14 protein-coding genes and 3 tRNA genes are annotated in these 17,612 nt (G+C 64.8%); 16 read left to right on the top strand and 1 reads right to left on the bottom strand.

Annotated features, from left to right (window positions below):
• The first annotated feature begins 206 nt into the window (after positions 1 to 206).
• The 12 genes from ACPUER_RS33065 to ACPUER_RS33010 all read left to right on the top strand — a co-directional run bounded on the left by ACPUER_RS33065 (position 207) and on the right by ACPUER_RS33010 (position 14,148).
• Complete coding sequence (locus ACPUER_RS33065) at positions 207 to 635, top strand: hypothetical protein (protein WP_425133146.1); 429 nt, start codon at positions 207 to 209, stop codon at positions 633 to 635.
• Positions 636 to 1,134: 499 nt separating this feature from the next.
• On the top strand, positions 1,135 to 2,664 hold the full coding sequence (locus tag ACPUER_RS33060; RefSeq protein WP_425133145.1) for a complex I subunit 4 family protein: 1,530 nt from the start codon (positions 1,135 to 1,137) through the stop codon (positions 2,662 to 2,664).
• A 272-nt stretch (positions 2,665 to 2,936) separates the two neighbouring features.
• Positions 2,937 to 3,824, top strand: coding sequence for a ubiquinol oxidase subunit II (gene cyoA / locus ACPUER_RS33055; protein ID WP_175961192.1), 888 nt, complete (start codon positions 2,937 to 2,939; stop codon positions 3,822 to 3,824).
• A 3-nt stretch (positions 3,825 to 3,827) separates the two neighbouring features.
• On the top strand, positions 3,828 to 5,834 hold the full coding sequence (gene cyoB, locus ACPUER_RS33050; protein ID WP_425133144.1) for a cytochrome o ubiquinol oxidase subunit I: 2,007 nt from the start codon (positions 3,828 to 3,830) through the stop codon (positions 5,832 to 5,834).
• Positions 5,834 to 6,442: a cytochrome o ubiquinol oxidase subunit III gene (gene cyoC, locus ACPUER_RS33045; RefSeq protein ID WP_114177421.1), complete on the top strand. Its 609-nt coding sequence runs from the start codon at positions 5,834 to 5,836 to the stop codon at positions 6,440 to 6,442. The genes cyoB and cyoC overlap by 1 nt, the downstream gene beginning before the upstream one ends.
• The gene (gene cyoD / locus ACPUER_RS33040) at positions 6,443 to 6,775 is read left to right on the top strand and encodes a cytochrome o ubiquinol oxidase subunit IV (protein ID WP_011352504.1); all 333 of its coding nucleotides are present in this window, start codon (positions 6,443 to 6,445) and stop codon (positions 6,773 to 6,775) included.
• Positions 6,776 to 7,102: 327 nt separating this feature from the next.
• Entirely contained in the window at positions 7,103 to 7,462 is a 360-nt protein-coding gene (locus ACPUER_RS33035) for a hypothetical protein (protein ID WP_072437056.1), read from the top strand.
• Between the two features lie 141 nt (positions 7,463 to 7,603).
• Complete coding sequence (locus tag ACPUER_RS33030) at positions 7,604 to 9,487, top strand: extracellular solute-binding protein (RefSeq protein ID WP_425133143.1); 1,884 nt, start codon at positions 7,604 to 7,606, stop codon at positions 9,485 to 9,487.
• A gap of 52 nt (positions 9,488 to 9,539) precedes the next feature.
• Entirely contained in the window at positions 9,540 to 10,583 is a 1,044-nt protein-coding gene (locus ACPUER_RS33025) for a microcin C ABC transporter permease YejB (RefSeq protein ID WP_425133142.1), read from the top strand.
• A gap of 48 nt (positions 10,584 to 10,631) precedes the next feature.
• Positions 10,632 to 11,729 carry an ABC transporter permease gene (locus ACPUER_RS33020; RefSeq protein WP_310141730.1) on the top strand — a complete coding sequence of 366 codons (1,098 nt, stop codon included), beginning with the start codon at positions 10,632 to 10,634 and terminating at the stop codon, positions 11,727 to 11,729.
• On the top strand, positions 11,726 to 13,348 hold the full coding sequence (locus tag ACPUER_RS33015; protein ID WP_175961187.1) for an ABC transporter ATP-binding protein: 1,623 nt from the start codon (positions 11,726 to 11,728) through the stop codon (positions 13,346 to 13,348). The genes ACPUER_RS33020 and ACPUER_RS33015 overlap by 4 nt, the downstream gene beginning before the upstream one ends.
• Before the next feature lie 128 nt (positions 13,349 to 13,476).
• A complete protein-coding gene (locus ACPUER_RS33010; protein ID WP_425133141.1) occupies positions 13,477 to 14,148 on the top strand; it encodes a C40 family peptidase in 672 nt (223 codons plus the stop codon).
• A 156-nt stretch (positions 14,149 to 14,304) separates the two neighbouring features.
• Here ACPUER_RS33010 and ACPUER_RS33005 read toward each other — a convergent pair whose 3' ends face one another.
• The gene (locus ACPUER_RS33005) at positions 14,305 to 15,216 is read right to left on the bottom strand and encodes a patatin-like phospholipase family protein (RefSeq protein WP_072437062.1); all 912 of its coding nucleotides are present in this window, start codon (positions 15,214 to 15,216) and stop codon (positions 14,305 to 14,307) included.
• Between the two features lie 280 nt (positions 15,217 to 15,496).
• Here ACPUER_RS33005 and gltX point away from each other — a divergent pair, with 280 nt between their 5' ends.
• The 4 genes from gltX to ACPUER_RS32985 all read left to right on the top strand — a co-directional run bounded on the left by gltX (position 15,497) and on the right by ACPUER_RS32985 (position 17,481).
• On the top strand, positions 15,497 to 16,906 hold the full coding sequence (gltX, locus tag ACPUER_RS33000) for a glutamate--tRNA ligase (RefSeq protein ID WP_072437063.1): 1,410 nt from the start codon (positions 15,497 to 15,499) through the stop codon (positions 16,904 to 16,906).
• Positions 16,907 to 17,034: 128 nt separating this feature from the next.
• Positions 17,035 to 17,110 (top strand) — tRNA-Ala (locus tag ACPUER_RS32995).
• 140 nt (positions 17,111 to 17,250) lie between these two features.
• A tRNA-Glu gene (locus tag ACPUER_RS32990) sits at positions 17,251 to 17,326 on the top strand.
• A gap of 78 nt (positions 17,327 to 17,404) precedes the next feature.
• Positions 17,405 to 17,481: transfer RNA gene (locus ACPUER_RS32985), tRNA-Asp, on the top strand.
• Positions 17,482 to 17,612: the final 131 nt, after the last annotated feature.

The raw sequence follows: 17,612 nt of genomic DNA, 5'->3' as shown, positions 1-17,612 counted from the left end.
TCATGTACACCTGTCCATCAAAAATTCTAATGGACACGATGCTCCTTGCTTTCGATGGCCGCCTTCAAGATGACTTCGCCGGGGGCTTACCTTGAGCGGCGGTAACGCGCTACATATCGCGTATCGATTGGCGCGACTCAAGGTGACGCTCTTGGCCAGCCCGCATTCCGTTCTGACAGTCCTCTCTCATTGACCTGTCGACGAACTTGTCGAAAACCACGAGCTACGCGCGGCTGCACGGCTACCGGCATGCGATGGTCGAAGGCATGCACGTGTATGGCGAGCGCCAGCAGGTCCTGCGCAAGTACCACGCGATCATCGCGCAGTTCGCCGCGATGGAGCCGGGCGCATGGCTGCTCGTGCTCGATCCGTTCTCCGTCGTGTCCGACCAGCACGCGCTGCCGGGTGTCGCACGCGGTTACGATGCGATCGTCACAACGCAGACGTCGAAGTCGTCGCTGCCCGCCGCAAGCGGCATGATCGATTCGCACCATATCGTCGATGCGACGACGCTCGCGTCATCGCCGGTCTATGCAACGCGCGACAGCCGCTTCGTCCATTTTCCCGCACAACACAACCTGACGATGCGCGTACGGGACCGTCTGAGTCGTCAACGCAAGCGGCCGGGAACATGAACGATGCGATGCCTGCAGCGGCGCCGGCCTGCAGCGGCGCCGAACGGTGGAGCGGCCATGCGCGCCCGATCTGCATCGGGCAACGCCGAATGAAATAAAAATGAAAGTGGTCATGTAAGGCAGGAAGCGCTGTGCGATCACTGCCCGACGCGACGTCACCCAGCGCGCCCCGGCCCTCCGAAACGATGCGTTGACGCCAAAATTGTGGCGCTGCGTCGATTTCCACGACATCCCTCGTCGAGCAATACAAAAAATTACTCATAAAAATCAGCATTCTGCGCCGACGCTGAAAATCGATGCGCTGCTGCGCTGCAAAAAATAATCGATCGCCTTATGCTGGCTAACCCGATTGCGCTTGAGCGGAATCAAGTTTTCCCGTGATACCGCTTTACATTTTGCCAACATTGGTGATTCACGAAATCTACCTGTCGATTTGATTTCGTTCCTTTCGTCTCGCCTGTCCCCGATGCAGTGCGCGACCTCCTCAAGGCCTGTTGACATGCATGATTTCCCCTTCCTGAGCCTGGCCATCTGGGTTCCGATCCTGTTCGGCGCATGCCTGCTGCGCGCCGGCTCCGACCAACATCCGCGCCGGGCTCGACTGATCGCGCTCGCCGGCGCGATCGCAGGGCTGGCGGCCGTGGTGCCGCTGGTCGCCGGTTTCGATGCGCATTCGGCTGCGATGCAATTCTCCGAAAGCCGCAACTGGCTGGCGGCATTCAATTCCGGATGGCGGGTCGGCATCGACGGCGCGTCGCTGTGGCTCGTCGTGCTGACCGCGTTTACGACGCTGGTGGTCGTGATCGCGTCGTGGGAGTCGGTCACGGTGCGCGTCGCGCAGTACTACGCGTCGTTCCTGATCCTGTCGGGGTTGATGGTCGGCGTGTTCGCCGCACAGGACGGACTGCTGTTCTTCATCTTCTTCGAGGCGACGCTGATCCCGCTGTACCTGCTGATCGGTACGTGGGGGCGCGAGCGCCGCGTCTATGCGGCCGTGAAGTTCTTCTTCATCTCGTTCGCCGGCTCGCTGTTGCTGCTGATGGCGATGCTGTACCTGTACGCGCAGTCGCACACGTTCGACCTGGCCGTGTGGCGCACGCTGCAGCTCGGTTTCGCACCGCAGTTGCTGGTATTCCTCGGCTTCTTTGCCGCGTTCGCGGTCAAGGTGCCGATGTGGCCGGTTCATACGTGGCTGAGCGACGTGTACACAGACGGCCCGACGGGCGCCGCGCTGATGCTCGCGATGCTCAAGCTCGGCGGGTACGGGTTCCTGCGCTTCGCGCTGCCGATCACGCCCGACGCGAGCCACTTCTTCGCACCGGCCGTGATCGCGCTGTCGCTGTTCGCGATCGTCTATGCGAGCCTGATCGCGCTCGCGCAGACCGATCTCGGCAAGCTGCTCGCGTACTCGACGGTCGCGCACATGGGCATCGTCACGCTCGGGCTGTTCCTGTTCAACCGAATCGGCGTCGAAGGCGCGATCGTGCAGCTCGTGTCGTACGGCTTCGTCGCGGGCGCGATGCTGCTGTGCGTGAACGTGCTCGTCGATCGCACGAAGCAGCGCGAGATCGCCGCGTACGGCGGTGTGGCGGGCGTGATGCCGCGTTTCGCGACCTTCGCGCTGCTGTTCGCGATGGCCAACGTCGGCCTGCCGGGCACGTCGGGGTTCGTCGGCGAGTTCATGGTCATCATGGGCGCGATCCGTTTCAACTTCTGGATCGGCGCAATCGCGGCGCTGACGCTGATCCTCAGCGCGTCGTACACGCTGTGGATGCTCAAGCGCGTCGTGTTCGGCAAGGTGTCGAGCCAGCGGATCGCGAAGCTCGCCGACCTGAACCGTCGCGAGATCGCGATGTTCGCGTCGCTCGCGCTGGTCGTGCTGGCGGTCGGCATCGATCCGAAACCATTCACCGACGCGATCGATCCGACCGTCGGCAAGCTGATCGACGAAGCCAGCCGTTCGAAGGTGCCGGCAGCGGACGGCCCGGTGCGGGCGCAGCCGGCGTACATGGCATCGACGCACGGCTGATCGCGGCACGCCGCGAGGGCGGGGGCGCATCGCACGGCGATGCGGTCGTTGCGCATACATCGATTGCGGTCCGGCGCATGCGGCGCCGGGCCAGCTTCCGGCTGCGTGAAATTGCCCCGCGACAATGTGTCTCACGGCAGATTTTGCAATGATGATTTGTCGCACCCACCGGTTTTTCATCGCACCCGCGCGACGTATGATTCGGCCACTTTCGTGAATCGAATGCGCATCGGGCATACGCAAAACGGATTCAATGACCCTCGGGCTGTGTGATGAAAACAAGAGCTTCAAGAGGCTGGTCGGCGCTGATGTCAATCGGCGCGGCGCTGAGCCTGTCAGGCTGTAAGTTAGATGTACTAAATCCGAAAGGAAGCGTGGGCGCTGCCGAAAAGGCGCTGATCGCGACGTCCACCTGGGCGATGCTGATCGTCGTCGTGCCGGTGATCCTGCTTACGCTGTGGTTCGCGTGGCGTTACCGCGCATCGAACCGCAGCGCAACCTACGCGCCGAACTGGTCGCACTCGACCGCGATCGAAGTCGTGATCTGGACGGTGCCGACGCTGATCATCCTGTTCCTCGGCATCCTCACGTGGCGGACGACGCACGAGCTCGACCCGTACAAGCCGCTCGAGTCGTCGGTGAAGCCGATCGACGTCGAGGTCGTCGCACTCGACTGGAAGTGGCTGTTCATCTATCCGGAACTCGGCATCGCGTCGGTCAACCAGCTCGCGATTCCGGTGGGCACGCCGGTGAACTTCCGCATCACGTCGGATTCGGTGATGAACTCGTTCTTCATCCCGCAGCTCGGCGGCCAGGTCTACGCGATGGCCGGCATGCAGACGCGCCTGCACCTGATCGCCGACGAGCCCGGCAACTATGCGGGCACGTCCGCCAACTTCAGCGGCCGCGGTTTCTCCGACATGAAGTTCCGCACGCTCGCCGAGCCGCGCGAACAGTTCGATGCGTGGGTGCAGAAGGTGAAGGCATCGCCGGAGCGACTCGACGCGACCGTGTACGGCACCGTCGCGCAGCCGAGCGAGAAGGCGCCCGTGCGCTACTTCTCGTCGGTCGATCCGCGGCTCTTCCACAACATCATCGCGAAATACAACGATGGCCACGTCCTCGACCTGAAGGACGCCGCCTGCGGCACGAAGGGGTAACGCATGTTCGGCAAACTCACACTATCGGCGATCCCGTTCGATCAGCCCATCATCATGGTGGCCGGCGCCTTCATGGGGCTGGTCGTGCTGGGCATTCTCGCCGCGCTGACGATCACCGGCCGGTGGAAATGGCTGTGGACGGAATGGCTGACGACAGTCGACCACAAGAAACTCGGCGTGATGTACATCATCGTCGCGCTGATCATGCTGCTGCGCGGCTTCGCCGACGCGATCATGATGCGCATGCAGCTCGCGCTCGCGTACAACGCGCCCGGCTACCTGCCGCCGCACCACTATGACCAGATCTTCACGGCACACGGCGTGATCATGATCTTCTTCATGGCGATGGTGTTCATGGTCGGCCTGATGAACCTGATCGTGCCGCTGCAGATCGGCGCGCGCGACGTCGCATTCCCGTTCATCAACTCGCTGAGCTTCTGGATGACGGCGGTCAGCGCGATCCTGATCAACATCTCGCTCGTGATCGGCGAATTCGCGCAGACGGGCTGGCTCGCGTACCCGCCGCTGTCGGAGCTGCAGTTCAGCCCGGGAGTAGGCGTCGATTACTACCTGTGGGCGCTGCAGATCTCGGGCGTCGGCACGCTGCTGACCGGCGTGAACTTCTTCGTGACGATCATCAAGATGCGCGCGCCGGGCATGACGCTGCTGAAGATGCCCGTGTTCACGTGGACCGCGCTCTGCACCAACGTGCTGATCATGGCGTCGTTCCCGATCCTGACCGCGACGCTCGCGTTGCTTGGCCTCGACCGTTACCTCGGCATGCACTTCTTCACGAACGAAGCCGGCGGCAACGCGATGCTGTACCTGAACCTGATCTGGGCGTGGGGCCATCCGGAGGTGTACATCCTGATCCTGCCGGCGTTCGGCATCTTCTCGGAGGTCATCGCGACGTTCGCGAAGAAGCCGCTGTTCGGCTACAAGACGATGGTGTACGCGACCTGCGCGATCATGGTGCTGTCGTTCCTCGTGTGGCTGCATCATTTCTTCACGATGGGCTCGGGTGCGAACGTGAACGCGTTCTTCGGCATCATGACCATGATCATCGCGATTCCGACCGGCGTGAAGGTGTTCAACTGGCTGTTTACGATGTATCGCGGCCGGATCGAATTCACGACGCCGGTGCTGTGGACGATCGGCTTCATGGTCACGTTCACGCTCGGCGGCATGACCGGCGTGATGATGGCGATTCCCGGCGCGGACTTCGTGCTGCACAACAGCCTGTTCCTGATCGCGCACTTCCATAACGTGATCATCGGCGGCGTGCTGTTCGGCTATCTCGCGGGCTTCAACTACTGGTTCCCGAAGGCGTTCGGCTTCAAGCTGAACGAGAAGCTCGGCAAGGCCGCGTTCTGGTTCTGGCAGGTCGGCTTCTATGTCGCTTTCGTGCCGCTCTACGTGCTCGGCTTCATGGGCATGACGCGCCGCCTGAACCACTACGACAACCCGGCCTGGCATCCGTGGCTGCTGGTCGCCGCATTCGGCGCCGTGCTGATCGCGATCGGCATTGCATGCCAGCTGCTGCAGCTGGTGGTCAGCATCCGCAACCGCAACCTGCCCGAATACCGCGACACGACGGGCGACCCATGGGGCGGCCGCACGCTGGAGTGGGCGACCTCGTCGCCGCCGGCCGACTACAACTTCGCGGTGATCCCGCAGGTGCGCACGCTCGACGCGTACGCGGACCTGAAGGTGCGCGGCGAAGGCCGGCCGAACCCGGCGTCGATCCGCGATATCCATATGCCGTCGAATACCTGCGCGGGCCTCGTGGTCGCGATTTTCAGCCTGGTGCTCGGCTTCGCGCTGGTATGGCACATCTGGTGGCTCGCGATCGCCGGGCTCGTCGGGATCGTCGCGACGCTGGTGATCTACAGCTCGCGCGATAACGACGGCTATTACATCCCCGCGTCGACGGTGCGGAAGATCGAAGACAAGCAGCCGACCAAGCGCGTGCCTGCGCGTGTCGACGACGTGGAACTGGAGGCCAACTGATGTTGCAGAAAACCTTGAGCGCAACCCTGCTCGAGCACGACGACCATCCGCCGTCGCATTCGGTGTTCGGTTTCTGGCTGTACCTGATGACCGACTGCGTGATCTTCGCGGCGCTGTTCGCGACGTTCGCGGTGCTCGGCCACCAGTATGCGGGCGGGCCGACCGCGAAAGACCTGTTCGACATCCCGGGTGTCGCGGTGGAAACCGCCGCGCTGCTGCTGTCGAGCATCACGTACGGTTTCGCGATGCTCGCCGCCTACAAGCAGCGGCGCGGCGCGCTGCTCGCGTGGCTCGCGGTGACGTTCGTGCTCGGCGCGGCGTTTCTCGCGATGGAACTGCGCGAGTTCTCGCACCTGATCGCGGAAGGCGCGGGCCCGCAGCGCAGCGCGTTCCTGTCGGCGTTTTTCACGCTGGTCGGCACGCACGGGCTGCACGTGACGGCCGGCCTGCTGTGGATGCTCGTGCTCGCTGGGCAGATCGTGTTCCGCGGCGGCGACCTGACCGATCGCGACCTGCGGCGCCTGACGTGCCTGAGCCTCTTCTGGCACTTCCTCGACATCGTGTGGATCTGCGTGTTTTCCTTTGTCTATCTCGCGAGCGTGATCTAAATGGCCCATTCGCATTCGTCTCAACTGGAAGAAGGGCACGGCAGTGTCGGCGGCTACGTCGCCGGCTTCATCCTGTCGGTGCTGCTCACGGCCGCGTCGTTCGGCCTCGTGATGGGCGGCGTGCTGTCGCCGCATGCGTCGCTGATCGCGTTGGCCGTGCTGGCATTCGTGCAGATCGTCGTGCACCTCGTGTACTTCCTGCACATGAACGGTTCGTCGGGCCAGCGCTGGAACGTGATGGCATTCAGCTACACGGTGCTGACCGCGGCGATCCTGATCGTCGGCACGCTGTGGGTGATGCACAACGTCAGCATGAACATGATGTCGCGCTGAGCGGCGTCGCGGCGCCGGGTCCGATATCCGCGCGCGTTGATGAAGAAGAGGCGGCACGCAGGTGCCGCCTTTTTGTTTTGTTGCAGTGCGCGCCGCGCAAGGCGGTCGACGGCGAGATGACGATCAGCGCACCGGGGCGCACAAGCGCGAGCCGGAAGGGTTTCGGCAGCCGGCGAGGGCAGGGCCGGCCGGCGCCGATTGTTACAAGACGTTAGCGCACGCTTTCCGTTGCGATGCCGCGCATCAGTTCTTACAAACTTGAAATATGCGGGGATGGTGCTTGCCGTTATAGTCGAATCACACATGACACAACCAGAAGAGGAATCCATGAAGACCTTGCGTGTTGCCTCGCTCTTGACCGGTATGACGGCCTTGCTCGTGTCGGGCGCAGCAATGGCGGGAGTCAATGTCGGGATCAACGTCGGCGTGCCGGCACCGGTTTATGTCGCGCCCGCGCCCGTGTATGCGCCGCCGCCGCCGGTCATCTATCAGCCGGCGCCCGTGTATGCACCTGCGCCCGTCTATGCGCCGGCGCCGGCGATCGTGATCGGCTGGCACGGCGATCGCTACTGGGACGGCCGCCGCTACTGGGGCCGCGACGAGTGGTATCGCCACCATGGCCGCGGCTGGGGCGGCGATCGCGATCGTGGTCACTGGGATCATGGCCGCCACAACGGCTGGCGCTGATCGACATGCTGCGCCCGGGTGACGCGGGCGCGTTGTCCGCTCGTGAAGAAACCGCCCGCGTGGCGGTTTTCTTTTGGCTCGAAGGATTGAATGGGTAGAATCGTCTCACGTTACTACCCTCATTCGACCGACAGGGCCTCTATGACGAAGGGTTCGCCCCGGGCCGCCATCGCGCGCGTCCGCTTCGGCGCGCTGCATGCCGCACGGGCCGCCGGCCGCGTTGCCGCGGTGTTTGCGATGCAGGCGGCGTTTGCCGCGACGGCCGCGCACGCGGCCTACGCGATTGCGCAGTACGGCGAGCCGAAGTATCCGCCGGGCTTCAAGCATTTCGACTACGTCAACCCCGATGCGCCGAAGGGCGGCACGCTCGTGCTCGCAAACCCGAGCCGGCTGACGTCGTTCGACAAGTTCAATCCGTTCACGATGCGCGGCAACCCCGCGCCGGGCATCGACAACCTGTTCGAGAGCCTGGCGACGGGCAGCTCGGACGAACCGGCATCCGCGTACGGGCTGCTTGCCGACGATATCGACATCGCGCCCGATCGCCGTTCGGTCACGTTCCACCTGAATCCTCGCGCACGCTTCTCGAACGGCGACGCCGTCACGGCCGACGACGTCAAGTTTTCGTTCGACACGCTGAAGAGCAAGCTGGCCGCGCCGCAGTTCGGCGCGTATTTCGCGGAGATCGCGAAGGCCGTGGTCGTCGACCCGGCCACCGTGCGCTTCGAGTTCCGCAGCGCGAATCGCGAGCTGCCGCTGATCGCCGGCGGCGTGCCGGTGTTCTCGCGCAAGTGGGGATTGCGCGCGGACGGCTCGCGCATCCCGTTCGACCAGCTCGCGTTCGAGCAGCCGATTGGCAGCGGCCCGTACCTGATCGAGCGCTACGACAACGGCCGCACGATCACCTACCGGCGCAACCCCGCGTACTGGGGCGTCGACCTGCCGGTGCGGGTCGGCACCCACAACTTCGAGCGGATCGTCTACAAGCTGTACGGCGACGGCGTCGCGAGGCTCGAGGCGTTCAAGGCCGGCGAATACGATGTGCTCGTCGAGTACATCGCGCGCAACTGGGCGCGGCGCGACGTCGGCAAGCGTTTCGACAGCGGCGAGCTCGTCAAGCGCGAATTCCGCCAGCACAACGGCGCGGGCATGCAGGGTTTCTTCATGAACCTGCGCCGGCCGCTGTTTCGCGACGTGCGGGTGCGTCAGGCGCTCGATCTCGCGTTCGACTTCGAATGGCTGAACCGGCAGCTGTTCTACAGTGCCTACACGCGTCTCGACAGCTATTTCGCCGACACCGACCTGCAGGCGACCGGCACGCCGGGCGCAGGCGAGCTGAAGCTGCTGGAGCCGCTGCGCGCGCAGCTCGACCCGGCGGTGTTCGGCCCGATGGTCACGCAACCGGACACGAACCCGCCGGGCTCGCTGCGCGCGAACCTGCTGAAGGCGCGCGCGCTGCTCGCGCAGGCCGGCTGGACCTATCGCGACGGCGCGCTGCGCAATGCGAACGGCGAGCCGTTCACGTTCGAGATCCTCGACGATGCGGGCGGCGCGATGGAAGGTGTCGTGACTGCCTACCGGCGCAATCTGGCGAAGCTCGGCATCGATGCACGCTTTCGCACGGCCGACTACGCGCTGCTGCAAAAGCGCCTCGATGCGTTCGACTACGACATGACGACGGTCCGCCTGCCGGGCGTGCAGGTGCCGGGCGCCGAGCAGTTCTCGCGTTACGGCAGCAAGTTCGCCGACGAACCGGGCTCCGACAACATCATCGGGCTGAAGTCGCCGGCCGTCGACGCGCTGCTGCACGCGCTCGGCACCGCGCAGTCGCGCGACGAGCTGCTCGACGCGACGCACGCGCTCGACCGCGTGCTGATGCACGGCTACTACGCGGTCCCGCAGTGGTACAGCACGACGCACCGGATCGCGTACAAGCGCACGCTCGCCTATCCGCAGACGCTGCCGCTGTACTATTCGGCCGAGGGCTGGGTCGTGTCGACCTGGTGGGCGAAGCCCGCTCACTGACCCGCGCCGGCCCTTCGTCCAACCCAGCCTACCGATCACGAGTCGACGCCCTATGTGGAGCTACATCCTCAAACGCCTGCTGCTGATGATCCCGACGCTCGTCGGCGTGCTGACCCTCACGTTCGCGGTGACCCAGTTCGTGCCGGGCGGCCCGGTCGAGCAGGCCGTGCAGGAGTTGCGCAAGGGCGCGACGGAGCAGGGCGCGGTGCCGTTCGGGATGCGTGCGCACACCGGCGTCGACGCGCAGCAGCTCGCGCAGCTCAAGGCGCTGTACGGTTTCGACAAGCCGCCGCTCGAGCGCTACTGGCTGATGCTGAAGCGCTTCGCGCGCTTCGATCTCGGCGACAGCTACTTCCGCCACCAGAGCGTGTGGTCGCTGATCGTGCAGAAGCTGCCCGTGTCGATCAGCATCGGGCTGTGGACGTTTTTCCTCACGTATCTCATATCGGTGCCGCTCGGCATCGCGAAGGCCGTGCGCAACGGTTCGCCGTTCGACGTCGCGACGAGCCTCGTCGTGCTCGTCGGCTATGCGATCCCGGGCTTCGTGCTCGGCGTGCTGCTGCTCGTGCTGTTCGGCGGCGGCTCGTTCTGGCAGCTCTTTCCGCTGCGCGGCCTCACGTCGGACAATTTCGCCGAGCTGTCGCTCGCCGGCAAGGTGCTCGACTACCTGTGGCACATCGCGCTGCCGATCACGGCGTCGGTCGTCGGCAGCTTCGCGGTCGTCACGATGCTCACGAAGAATGCGTTTCTCGACCAGATCCGCCGGCAATACGTGCTGACCGCGCGCGCGAAGGGGCTCTCCGAGCGCAGCGTGCTGTGGAAGCACGTATTCCGCAATGCGATGCTGCCGCTGATCGTCGGTTTCCCGGCCGCGTTCATCGGCGCGTTCTTCACCGGCAGCCTGCTGATCGAGACGCTGTTCTCGCTCGACGGCCTGGGGCTGCTGTCGTACGAGTCGGTGGTGCGCCGCGATTACCCGGTGGTGCTCGGCACGCTGTACCTGTTCACGCTGATCGGGCTCGCGACCAAGCTGATTTCCGACCTCTGTTATGTGTGGGTCGATCCACGCATTCAATTCGACAACCTGGAGCGCTGACATGAAACCGTCCGTCTGCATGCCCGGCGTCACCGGGCGAGGTGCGCGATGAACCGGGCCGTCGTGTCGTCCCGCATCGACGTGGCGCGCGCGCACGTGTCGCCGTCGCCGGCGCGCCGCGTGTGGCAGCGCTTCCGGCAGCAGCGCCTCGGCTACTGGAGCTTCGTGATCTTCGTCGTCGCGTTCGCCGCGAGCCTTGCGGCGCCGCTTTGGTCGAACGACAAGCCGCTCGTCGTGCGCTACGACGGCCAATACTATTTCCCGCTGTTCCATGCGTACCCGGAGACGGCCTTCGGCGGCGATTTCCCGGCGCCGGCCGACTATCTCGATCCGTATGTGCGCAAGCGGCTCGAGGCGCCCGGCAACTTCGTCGTCTACCCGCCGAACCGCTATTACTACGACACGCTGAACTACTTCTCGAACGTGCCGAACCCGGCGCCGCCGTCGCGCCAGAACTGGCTCGGCACCGACGCGCAGGGGCGCGACCTGCTCGCGCGGCTCGTGTACGGGTTCCGCGTGTCGGTCGAGTTCGGGCTGATCCTGACCGTGATCGGCACGCTGCTCGGGATCGCCGCCGGCGCCGTGCAGGGTTTCTTCGGCGGACGCATCGACATCGTCGGGCAGCGGCTGATCGAGATCTGGAGTTCGCTGCCCGAGCTGTACCTGCTGATCATTTTCGCGTCGATCTTCGAGCCGAGCTTCCTGCTGCTGATCGTGCTGCTGTCGCTGTTCGGCTGGATCGGGCTGGCCGACTACGTGCGCGCGGAATTCCTGCGCAACCGCACGCAGGACTACGTGCGCGCGGCGCGCGCGATGGGGCTCACGAACTGGCAGATCATCTGGCGCCACGTGCTGCCGAACAGTCTCACGCCGGTGATCACGTTCCTGCCGTTCCGGATGAGCGGGGCGATCCTCGCGCTGACGAGCCTCGATTTCCTCGGGCTCGGCGTGCCGCCGCCGACGCCGAGCCTCGGCGAACTGCTCGCGCAGGGCAAGGGCAACCTCGACGCATGGTGGATCTCGCTGTCGACGTTCGGCGTGCTGGTCGCGACGCTGCTGTTGCTGACCTTCATGGGCGACGCGCTGCGCAATGCGCTCGACACACGGATCGCCGATTCGATACGTGCGGCGGGAGGCCAGCGATGAGCGAAACGGTCGTATCGAGGCACGACGAGCCGCTGCTGTCGCTCGAACGTCTGCATGTGCGCTTCGGCGACACGGTCGCGGTGGACGACGTGACGCTCGCGATCGGCCGCGGCGAGCGCGTCGCGCTCGTCGGCGAGTCGGGGTCGGGCAAGAGCGTGACCGCGCTGTCGATCCTGCGGCTGCTGCACGACGCCGACGTGAGCGGCGCGATCCGCTTCGCGGGGCAGGACCTGGCCGGCAAAAGCGAGCGCGAGATGCGCGGGCTGCGCGGCTCGGACATCGCGATGATCTTCCAGGAGCCGATGACGGCGCTCAACCCGCTGTATACGATCGGCGTGCAGATCGGCGAGACGATCGTGCTGCACGACGGCGTATCGGCCGTCGAGGCGCGCAAGCGCGCGATCGCGCTGCTTGCGCGCACGGGCATCGCGGAACCCGACAAGCGCGTCGACAGTTACCCGCACCAGTTGTCGGGCGGCCAGCGGCAGCGCGCGATGATCGCGATGGCGCTCGCGTGCCGGCCGCGCCTGTTGCTGGCCGACGAGCCGACTACCGCGCTCGACGTGACGATCCGCGCGCAGATCGTCGACCTGCTGCTGGAACTGCAGCGCGAGGAGGCGGAAAAGCGCGGGATGGCGGTCCTGCTGATCACGCACGACCTGAATCTGGTGCGCCACTTCGCTGATCGCATCGCGGTGATGGAGCACGGCCGGCTCGTCGAGAGCGGGCCCGTCGAGCGGATTTTCGCGGAACCCGAGCATCCGTATACGCAGCGGCTGCTGAACAGCCGGCCGCAGCGCATGATCGCGCCGGTCATGCCGATCGCGCCCGTCGTGCTCGACGCGCGCCATGTGAGCGTGCAGTTCGCACGCAAGCGGCCGGGCTTCGCGGGCTGGTTCGGCACGGTGCCCGTGACGGCCGTCGCGGACGTGTCGGTGTCGGTGCGACAGGGCGAAACGCTCGGCATCGTCGGTGAATCGGGGTCCGGGAAATCGACGCTCGCGATGGCGCTGCTCGGGCTGCAGAAGACGGCCGGCGGCGAGATCGAATTCCAGGGACGCGCGCTGTCGACCTATCGCGGCCGCGAACAGACCGCGCTGCGCTCGAACATGCAGGTCGTCTTTCAGGATCCGTTCAGTTCGCTTTCGCCGCGTCATACGATCGAACGGATCGTCGGCGAGGGGCTCGAGCTGCATCGCCCGGAAATGACGCCCGATGCGCGCCGCGCGAAGTCGCTCGCGGTGCTGCGCGAAGTCGGCCTCGACCGCACGGTATTGCACCGCTATCCGCACGAATTCTCGGGCGGGCAGCGTCAGCGGATCGCGATCGCGCGTGCGCTGGTGCTGGAGCCGCGCATCCTGATCCTCGACGAGCCGACTTCCGCGCTCGACGTGTCGATCCAGCAGCAGGTGCTGAAACTGCTCGCGAATTTGCAACAGAAATACAACCTCGGCTATGTATTCATCAGCCACGATCTGGAGGTGATCGGCGCGATGGCGCACCGCGTCGCGGTGATGCAGGACGGCGCCGTCGTCGAGTCGGGAGACGTCGCCGACATCTTCACCAGACCGTCACATCCTTACACACAAAAGCTGTTGAAAGCGGTCTGGAAAGCGTGATAGGCGTCCAATGGTCTGATCATCTCGATTGTATTTTTTAATTTGTTTTGACAAACGATTACGCGCTGGCTAGTATCGACCGAAATTTTCCGCCAATCAGCTGATTTTTAAGCACATTCCATCGACCAATGCAGCATCGATCCCTGACCCTGGCATGCGCGCGCACCATCGCCGGGCTGTTCATCGGCGCCCTGTTCGCAGCAGCTCCCGGCGCGTTCGCCGACGAAGTCAGCAGTTTTAACCAGAATGTCACGAATTCGACTCAAATCGGGTCGGGTTCCTCCCTCCAGCAGACCAGTGCCCAGCCGTCGGGCGGCGCGAAGTCGTTCCTTGCCGGCATGGCGGGCAAGGCAGGCGACGTCGTCGTCGGCGCGCTGAACATGATCGGCGTGCGTTATCGCTGGGGCGGCAACTCGCCGGATTCGGGCCTCGACTGCAGCGGCTTCGTCCGCTACGTGTTCCAGGACACGCTCGGCATGTCGCTGCCGCGTCGCGCGGAAGAGATGAGCCGGGTCGGCGAGAAGGTGAGCATGAGTAACCTCAAGCCGGGCGATCTCGTGTTCTTCAACACGATGCGCCGCACGTTCTCGCACGTCGGCATCTATATCGGCGACAACAAGTTCGTGCATTCGCCGTCGACGGGCAGCACCGTTCGCGTCGACGATCTCGACAGCGGCTACTGGGAAAAGCGTTTCACCGGCGCGCGCCGGCTCGAGTCGGCGTTTCCGATGAAGGCCGAGGATCTGCGCCAGCGCGTGCGCGCGACGATCGGCGACGATTCGGCGAGCGGCAACAACTGACGTTCGCCGGTCAGCCGGACCGGATCGAAAAAACCCTGTCACCGAAAGGCGGCAGGGTTTTTTGTTTTGGGGCCGGCGCAGGCGACGACGCGGAAGTCGTTCCGCCGGTCGTGGGGCGGCGGCGCGTGCCGTTCCGTCCCGCGACCGGCGTGCTTCTTACGCGGCGGCCACGCCGCGCGCCGCCGCGAGCTTGCGCTGCAGTTCCGGCATGATGCGCGCGACCGCTTCCTCGCCTGCGAGAATCGCCGCGTTGCGCTGGTTGAAGTCGCTGCCGCCCATGGCCGCGAGGTTCGGGCGGACCACGACGTCCGCGTATTTGTCGAGCTCGTAGGTCTTGATCGTCTGGCCCATGATCGTGAAGGTCTGCAGCAGCATCTCGATCGGGTTGTTGGTCGCCGCGCCGTCCGGCCGGGCCGAGATGTCGACCGCGATCACGAAGCTCGCGCCCATCTTGCGCGCGTACGACGCGGGCACCGGGCTCACGAGGCCCCCGTCGACATATTCGCGGCTGCCGATCTTCACCGGTTCGAACACCGACGGCACGCTGCACGACGCACGCACCGCGAGCCCCGTGTTGCCCTGCTGGAACAGGATCGGCTGGCCGCTCTGCAGATCCGTCGCGACGATGCCGAGCGGCTTCGCCATCTTCTCGATCGGCCGGTTGTTGAGCGTCTTGTTCAGGAAGTTCTGCAGGGCGACACCCTGCAAGAGGCCGCGCGAGCGGAACGGCAGCGCCCAGTCGCTGATCGCCGCCTGATCCATGTCGAGCGCGATCTTGTTGATCTGCAGCGCGCTCATGCCCGACGCATAGAGTGCGCCGACCACCGAGCCCGCGCTCGTGCCCGCGACGATCTCGATCGGGATGCCGCGCGCCTCGAGCGCCTTCAGCACGCCGATGTGCGAGAAGCCGCGCGCGGCGCCGCCGCCGAGCGCGATGCCGATCTTCACGGGCTTCTCGTTGGATGCGTTGTCGGGACGGGACTTGCCGCCGAACGACGTACAGGCGGCGAGGCTGGCGGACGCGCACGCGATCGTGAAATGGCGGCGCGACAGGCGAGGGGACGACATCGAATGGTTCTCCGGCGGCTTGGCGGCGGGTTACACGGCCCGCGGCGGCGATAGGTTCCGAGCGGTCGCGCGGCAGGTTCCGTGCGGCCGGCGCCGCGCCGGTTGGCGGCCGCGGCGCGCACATCATAAAGCAAGCGGTGCGCTTGGCGCGATGTCCGGCGCGAGTATAATTCCGGCTTCTTTCCCGTTCCGGGCGTCGCCGGCCCCGTTGTTGTCCGGGCTGCCGCCGTCGATCCCGCGTCGAATCATTCATGCGCCCCAGGCGTTCGAGTTACCGTTTATGACCCGTCCTGTCCGTACCCGCTTCGCGCCGAGTCCCACCGGCTTCATCCACCTCGGCAACATCCGCTCCGCACTCTATCCGTGGGCGTTCGCCCGCAAGATGAAGGGCACGTTCGTGCTGCGCATCGAGGATACCGACGTCGAACGCTCGTCGCAGGAAGCGGTCGATGCGATCCTCGAGGGGATGCAGTGGCTCGGCCTGGATTTCGATGAAGGCCCGATCTACCAGATGCAGCGGATGGACCGCTATCGCGAGGTGCTCGCGCAGATGCTCGAGAAGGGCCTCGCGTACCCGTGCTACATGTCGGCCGAGGAGCTCGACGCGCTGCGCGAACGCCAGCGCGAGGCCGGCCTGAAGCCGCGCTACGACGGCACGTGGCGTCCGGAGCCCGGCAAGGTGCTGCCCGAGCCGCCGGCAGGCGTGAAGCCCGTGCTGCGCTTCCGCAATCCGCTGACCGGCACGGTCGTGTGGGACGACGCCGTGAAGGGCCGCGTCGAGATCTCGAACGAAGAACTCGACGACCTCGTGATCGCGCGCCCGGACGGCACGCCGATCTACAACTTCTGCGTGGTGGTGGACGACATGGACATGGGCATCACGCACGTGATCCGTGGCGACGACCACGTGAACAACACGCCGCGCCAGATCAACATCCTGAATGCGCTCGGCGGCGAGGCGCCCGTCTATGCGCACCTGCCGACCGTGCTGAACGAGCAGGGCGAGAAGATGAGCAAGCGGCATGGCGCGATGAGCGTGATGGCGTATCGCGACGCAGGCTTCCTGCCCGAAGCGGTCGTCAACTATCTCGCGCGCCTCGGCTGGTCGCACGGCGACGCGGAGATCTTCTCGCGCGAGCAGTTCGTCGAATGGTTCGATCTCGAGCATCTCGGCAAGTCGCCCGCGCAGTACGACCACAGCAAGCTGAGCTGGCTGAACGCGCATTACATCAAGGAAGCCGACAACGCGCGCCTCGCCGCGCTCGCGAAGCCGTTCCTCGACGCGCTCGGTATCGACGACGCGGCGCTCGCGACGGGCCCGGCGCTCGACGCCGTGGTCGGCCTGATGAAGGATCGCGCGACGACGGTCAAGGAGATCGCGGAAGGCGCCGCAATGTTCTACCGCGTGCCGGCACCGGAGGCCGATGCGATCGCGCAGCACGTGACCGATGCGGTGCGGCCGGCACTGGCCGATCTCGTCGTCGCGCTGAAGGCGGCCGACTGGACGAAGGAAGCGGTGTCCGCCGCGCTGAAGGCGACGCTCGGCACGCACAAGCTGAAGATGCCGCAACTCGCGATGCCGGTGCGCCTGCTGGTGGCGGGTACGACGCACACGCCGTCGATCGATGCGGTGCTCGTGCTGTTCGGTCGCGACGTCGTGGTGTCGCGCATCGAGGCCGCGCTGGCCTGAGGTTCGTGCGTGAGCGAAGCTGTCTGCGCGCGAGATCGCGGCGGCTTCGCAAAAAATTTCGCTCGAATCGCAAAAAGGGTATTTACAAGTTCAAAGTCGGTCCATATAATCTCATTTCTGTTCTGCAAGGGGGTATAGCTCAGCTGGGAGAGCGCTTGCATGGCATGCAAGAGGTCAGCGGTTCGATCCCGCTTACCTCCACCAACAGAACAAATTGGATTGGTTTGCGAAGCAGTAGTTGTAGTAATAAATGCTTCACAGAATGATCTAAAGCAGTTAGAATTCCGGCCTTCGCTGTTGATGAGAAGTGAATAGCGAAAGTCAGACAGATCTGAAAAGATTTTGTCCCCTTCGTCTAGAGGCCTAGGACATCACCCTTTCACGGTGAGTACAGGGGTTCGAATCCCCTAGGGGACGCCAGATTCAGCGGCGTTTCGTAGAAGTGTCGCGAGGCTTGCAGGAACGTAACCGACGTCCTGCGGGTTGGGTAAGGAAGTTGGAGCGGTAGTTCAGTCGGTTAGAATACCGGCCTGTCACGCCGGGGGTCGCGGGTTCGAGTCCCGTCCGCTCCGCCAGAACGAAGCCCGTTCAAGACGTTTTTGAGCGGGCTTTTGTATTAAGGATGTAAGCAGTACGTTGTCCCCTTCGTCTAGAGGCCTAGGACATCACCCTTTCACGGTGAGTACAGGGGTTCGAATCCCCTAGG

Origin of the sequence: Burkholderia sp. DN3021, assembly GCF_049805555.1 — a bacterium.
GTDB classification, from domain to species: Bacteria; Pseudomonadota; Gammaproteobacteria; order Burkholderiales; family Burkholderiaceae; genus Burkholderia; species Burkholderia pyrrocinia_C.
The sequence above is the reverse complement of the archived record's forward strand: the minus strand, read 5'-3'. Positions and strand labels throughout refer to the sequence as shown.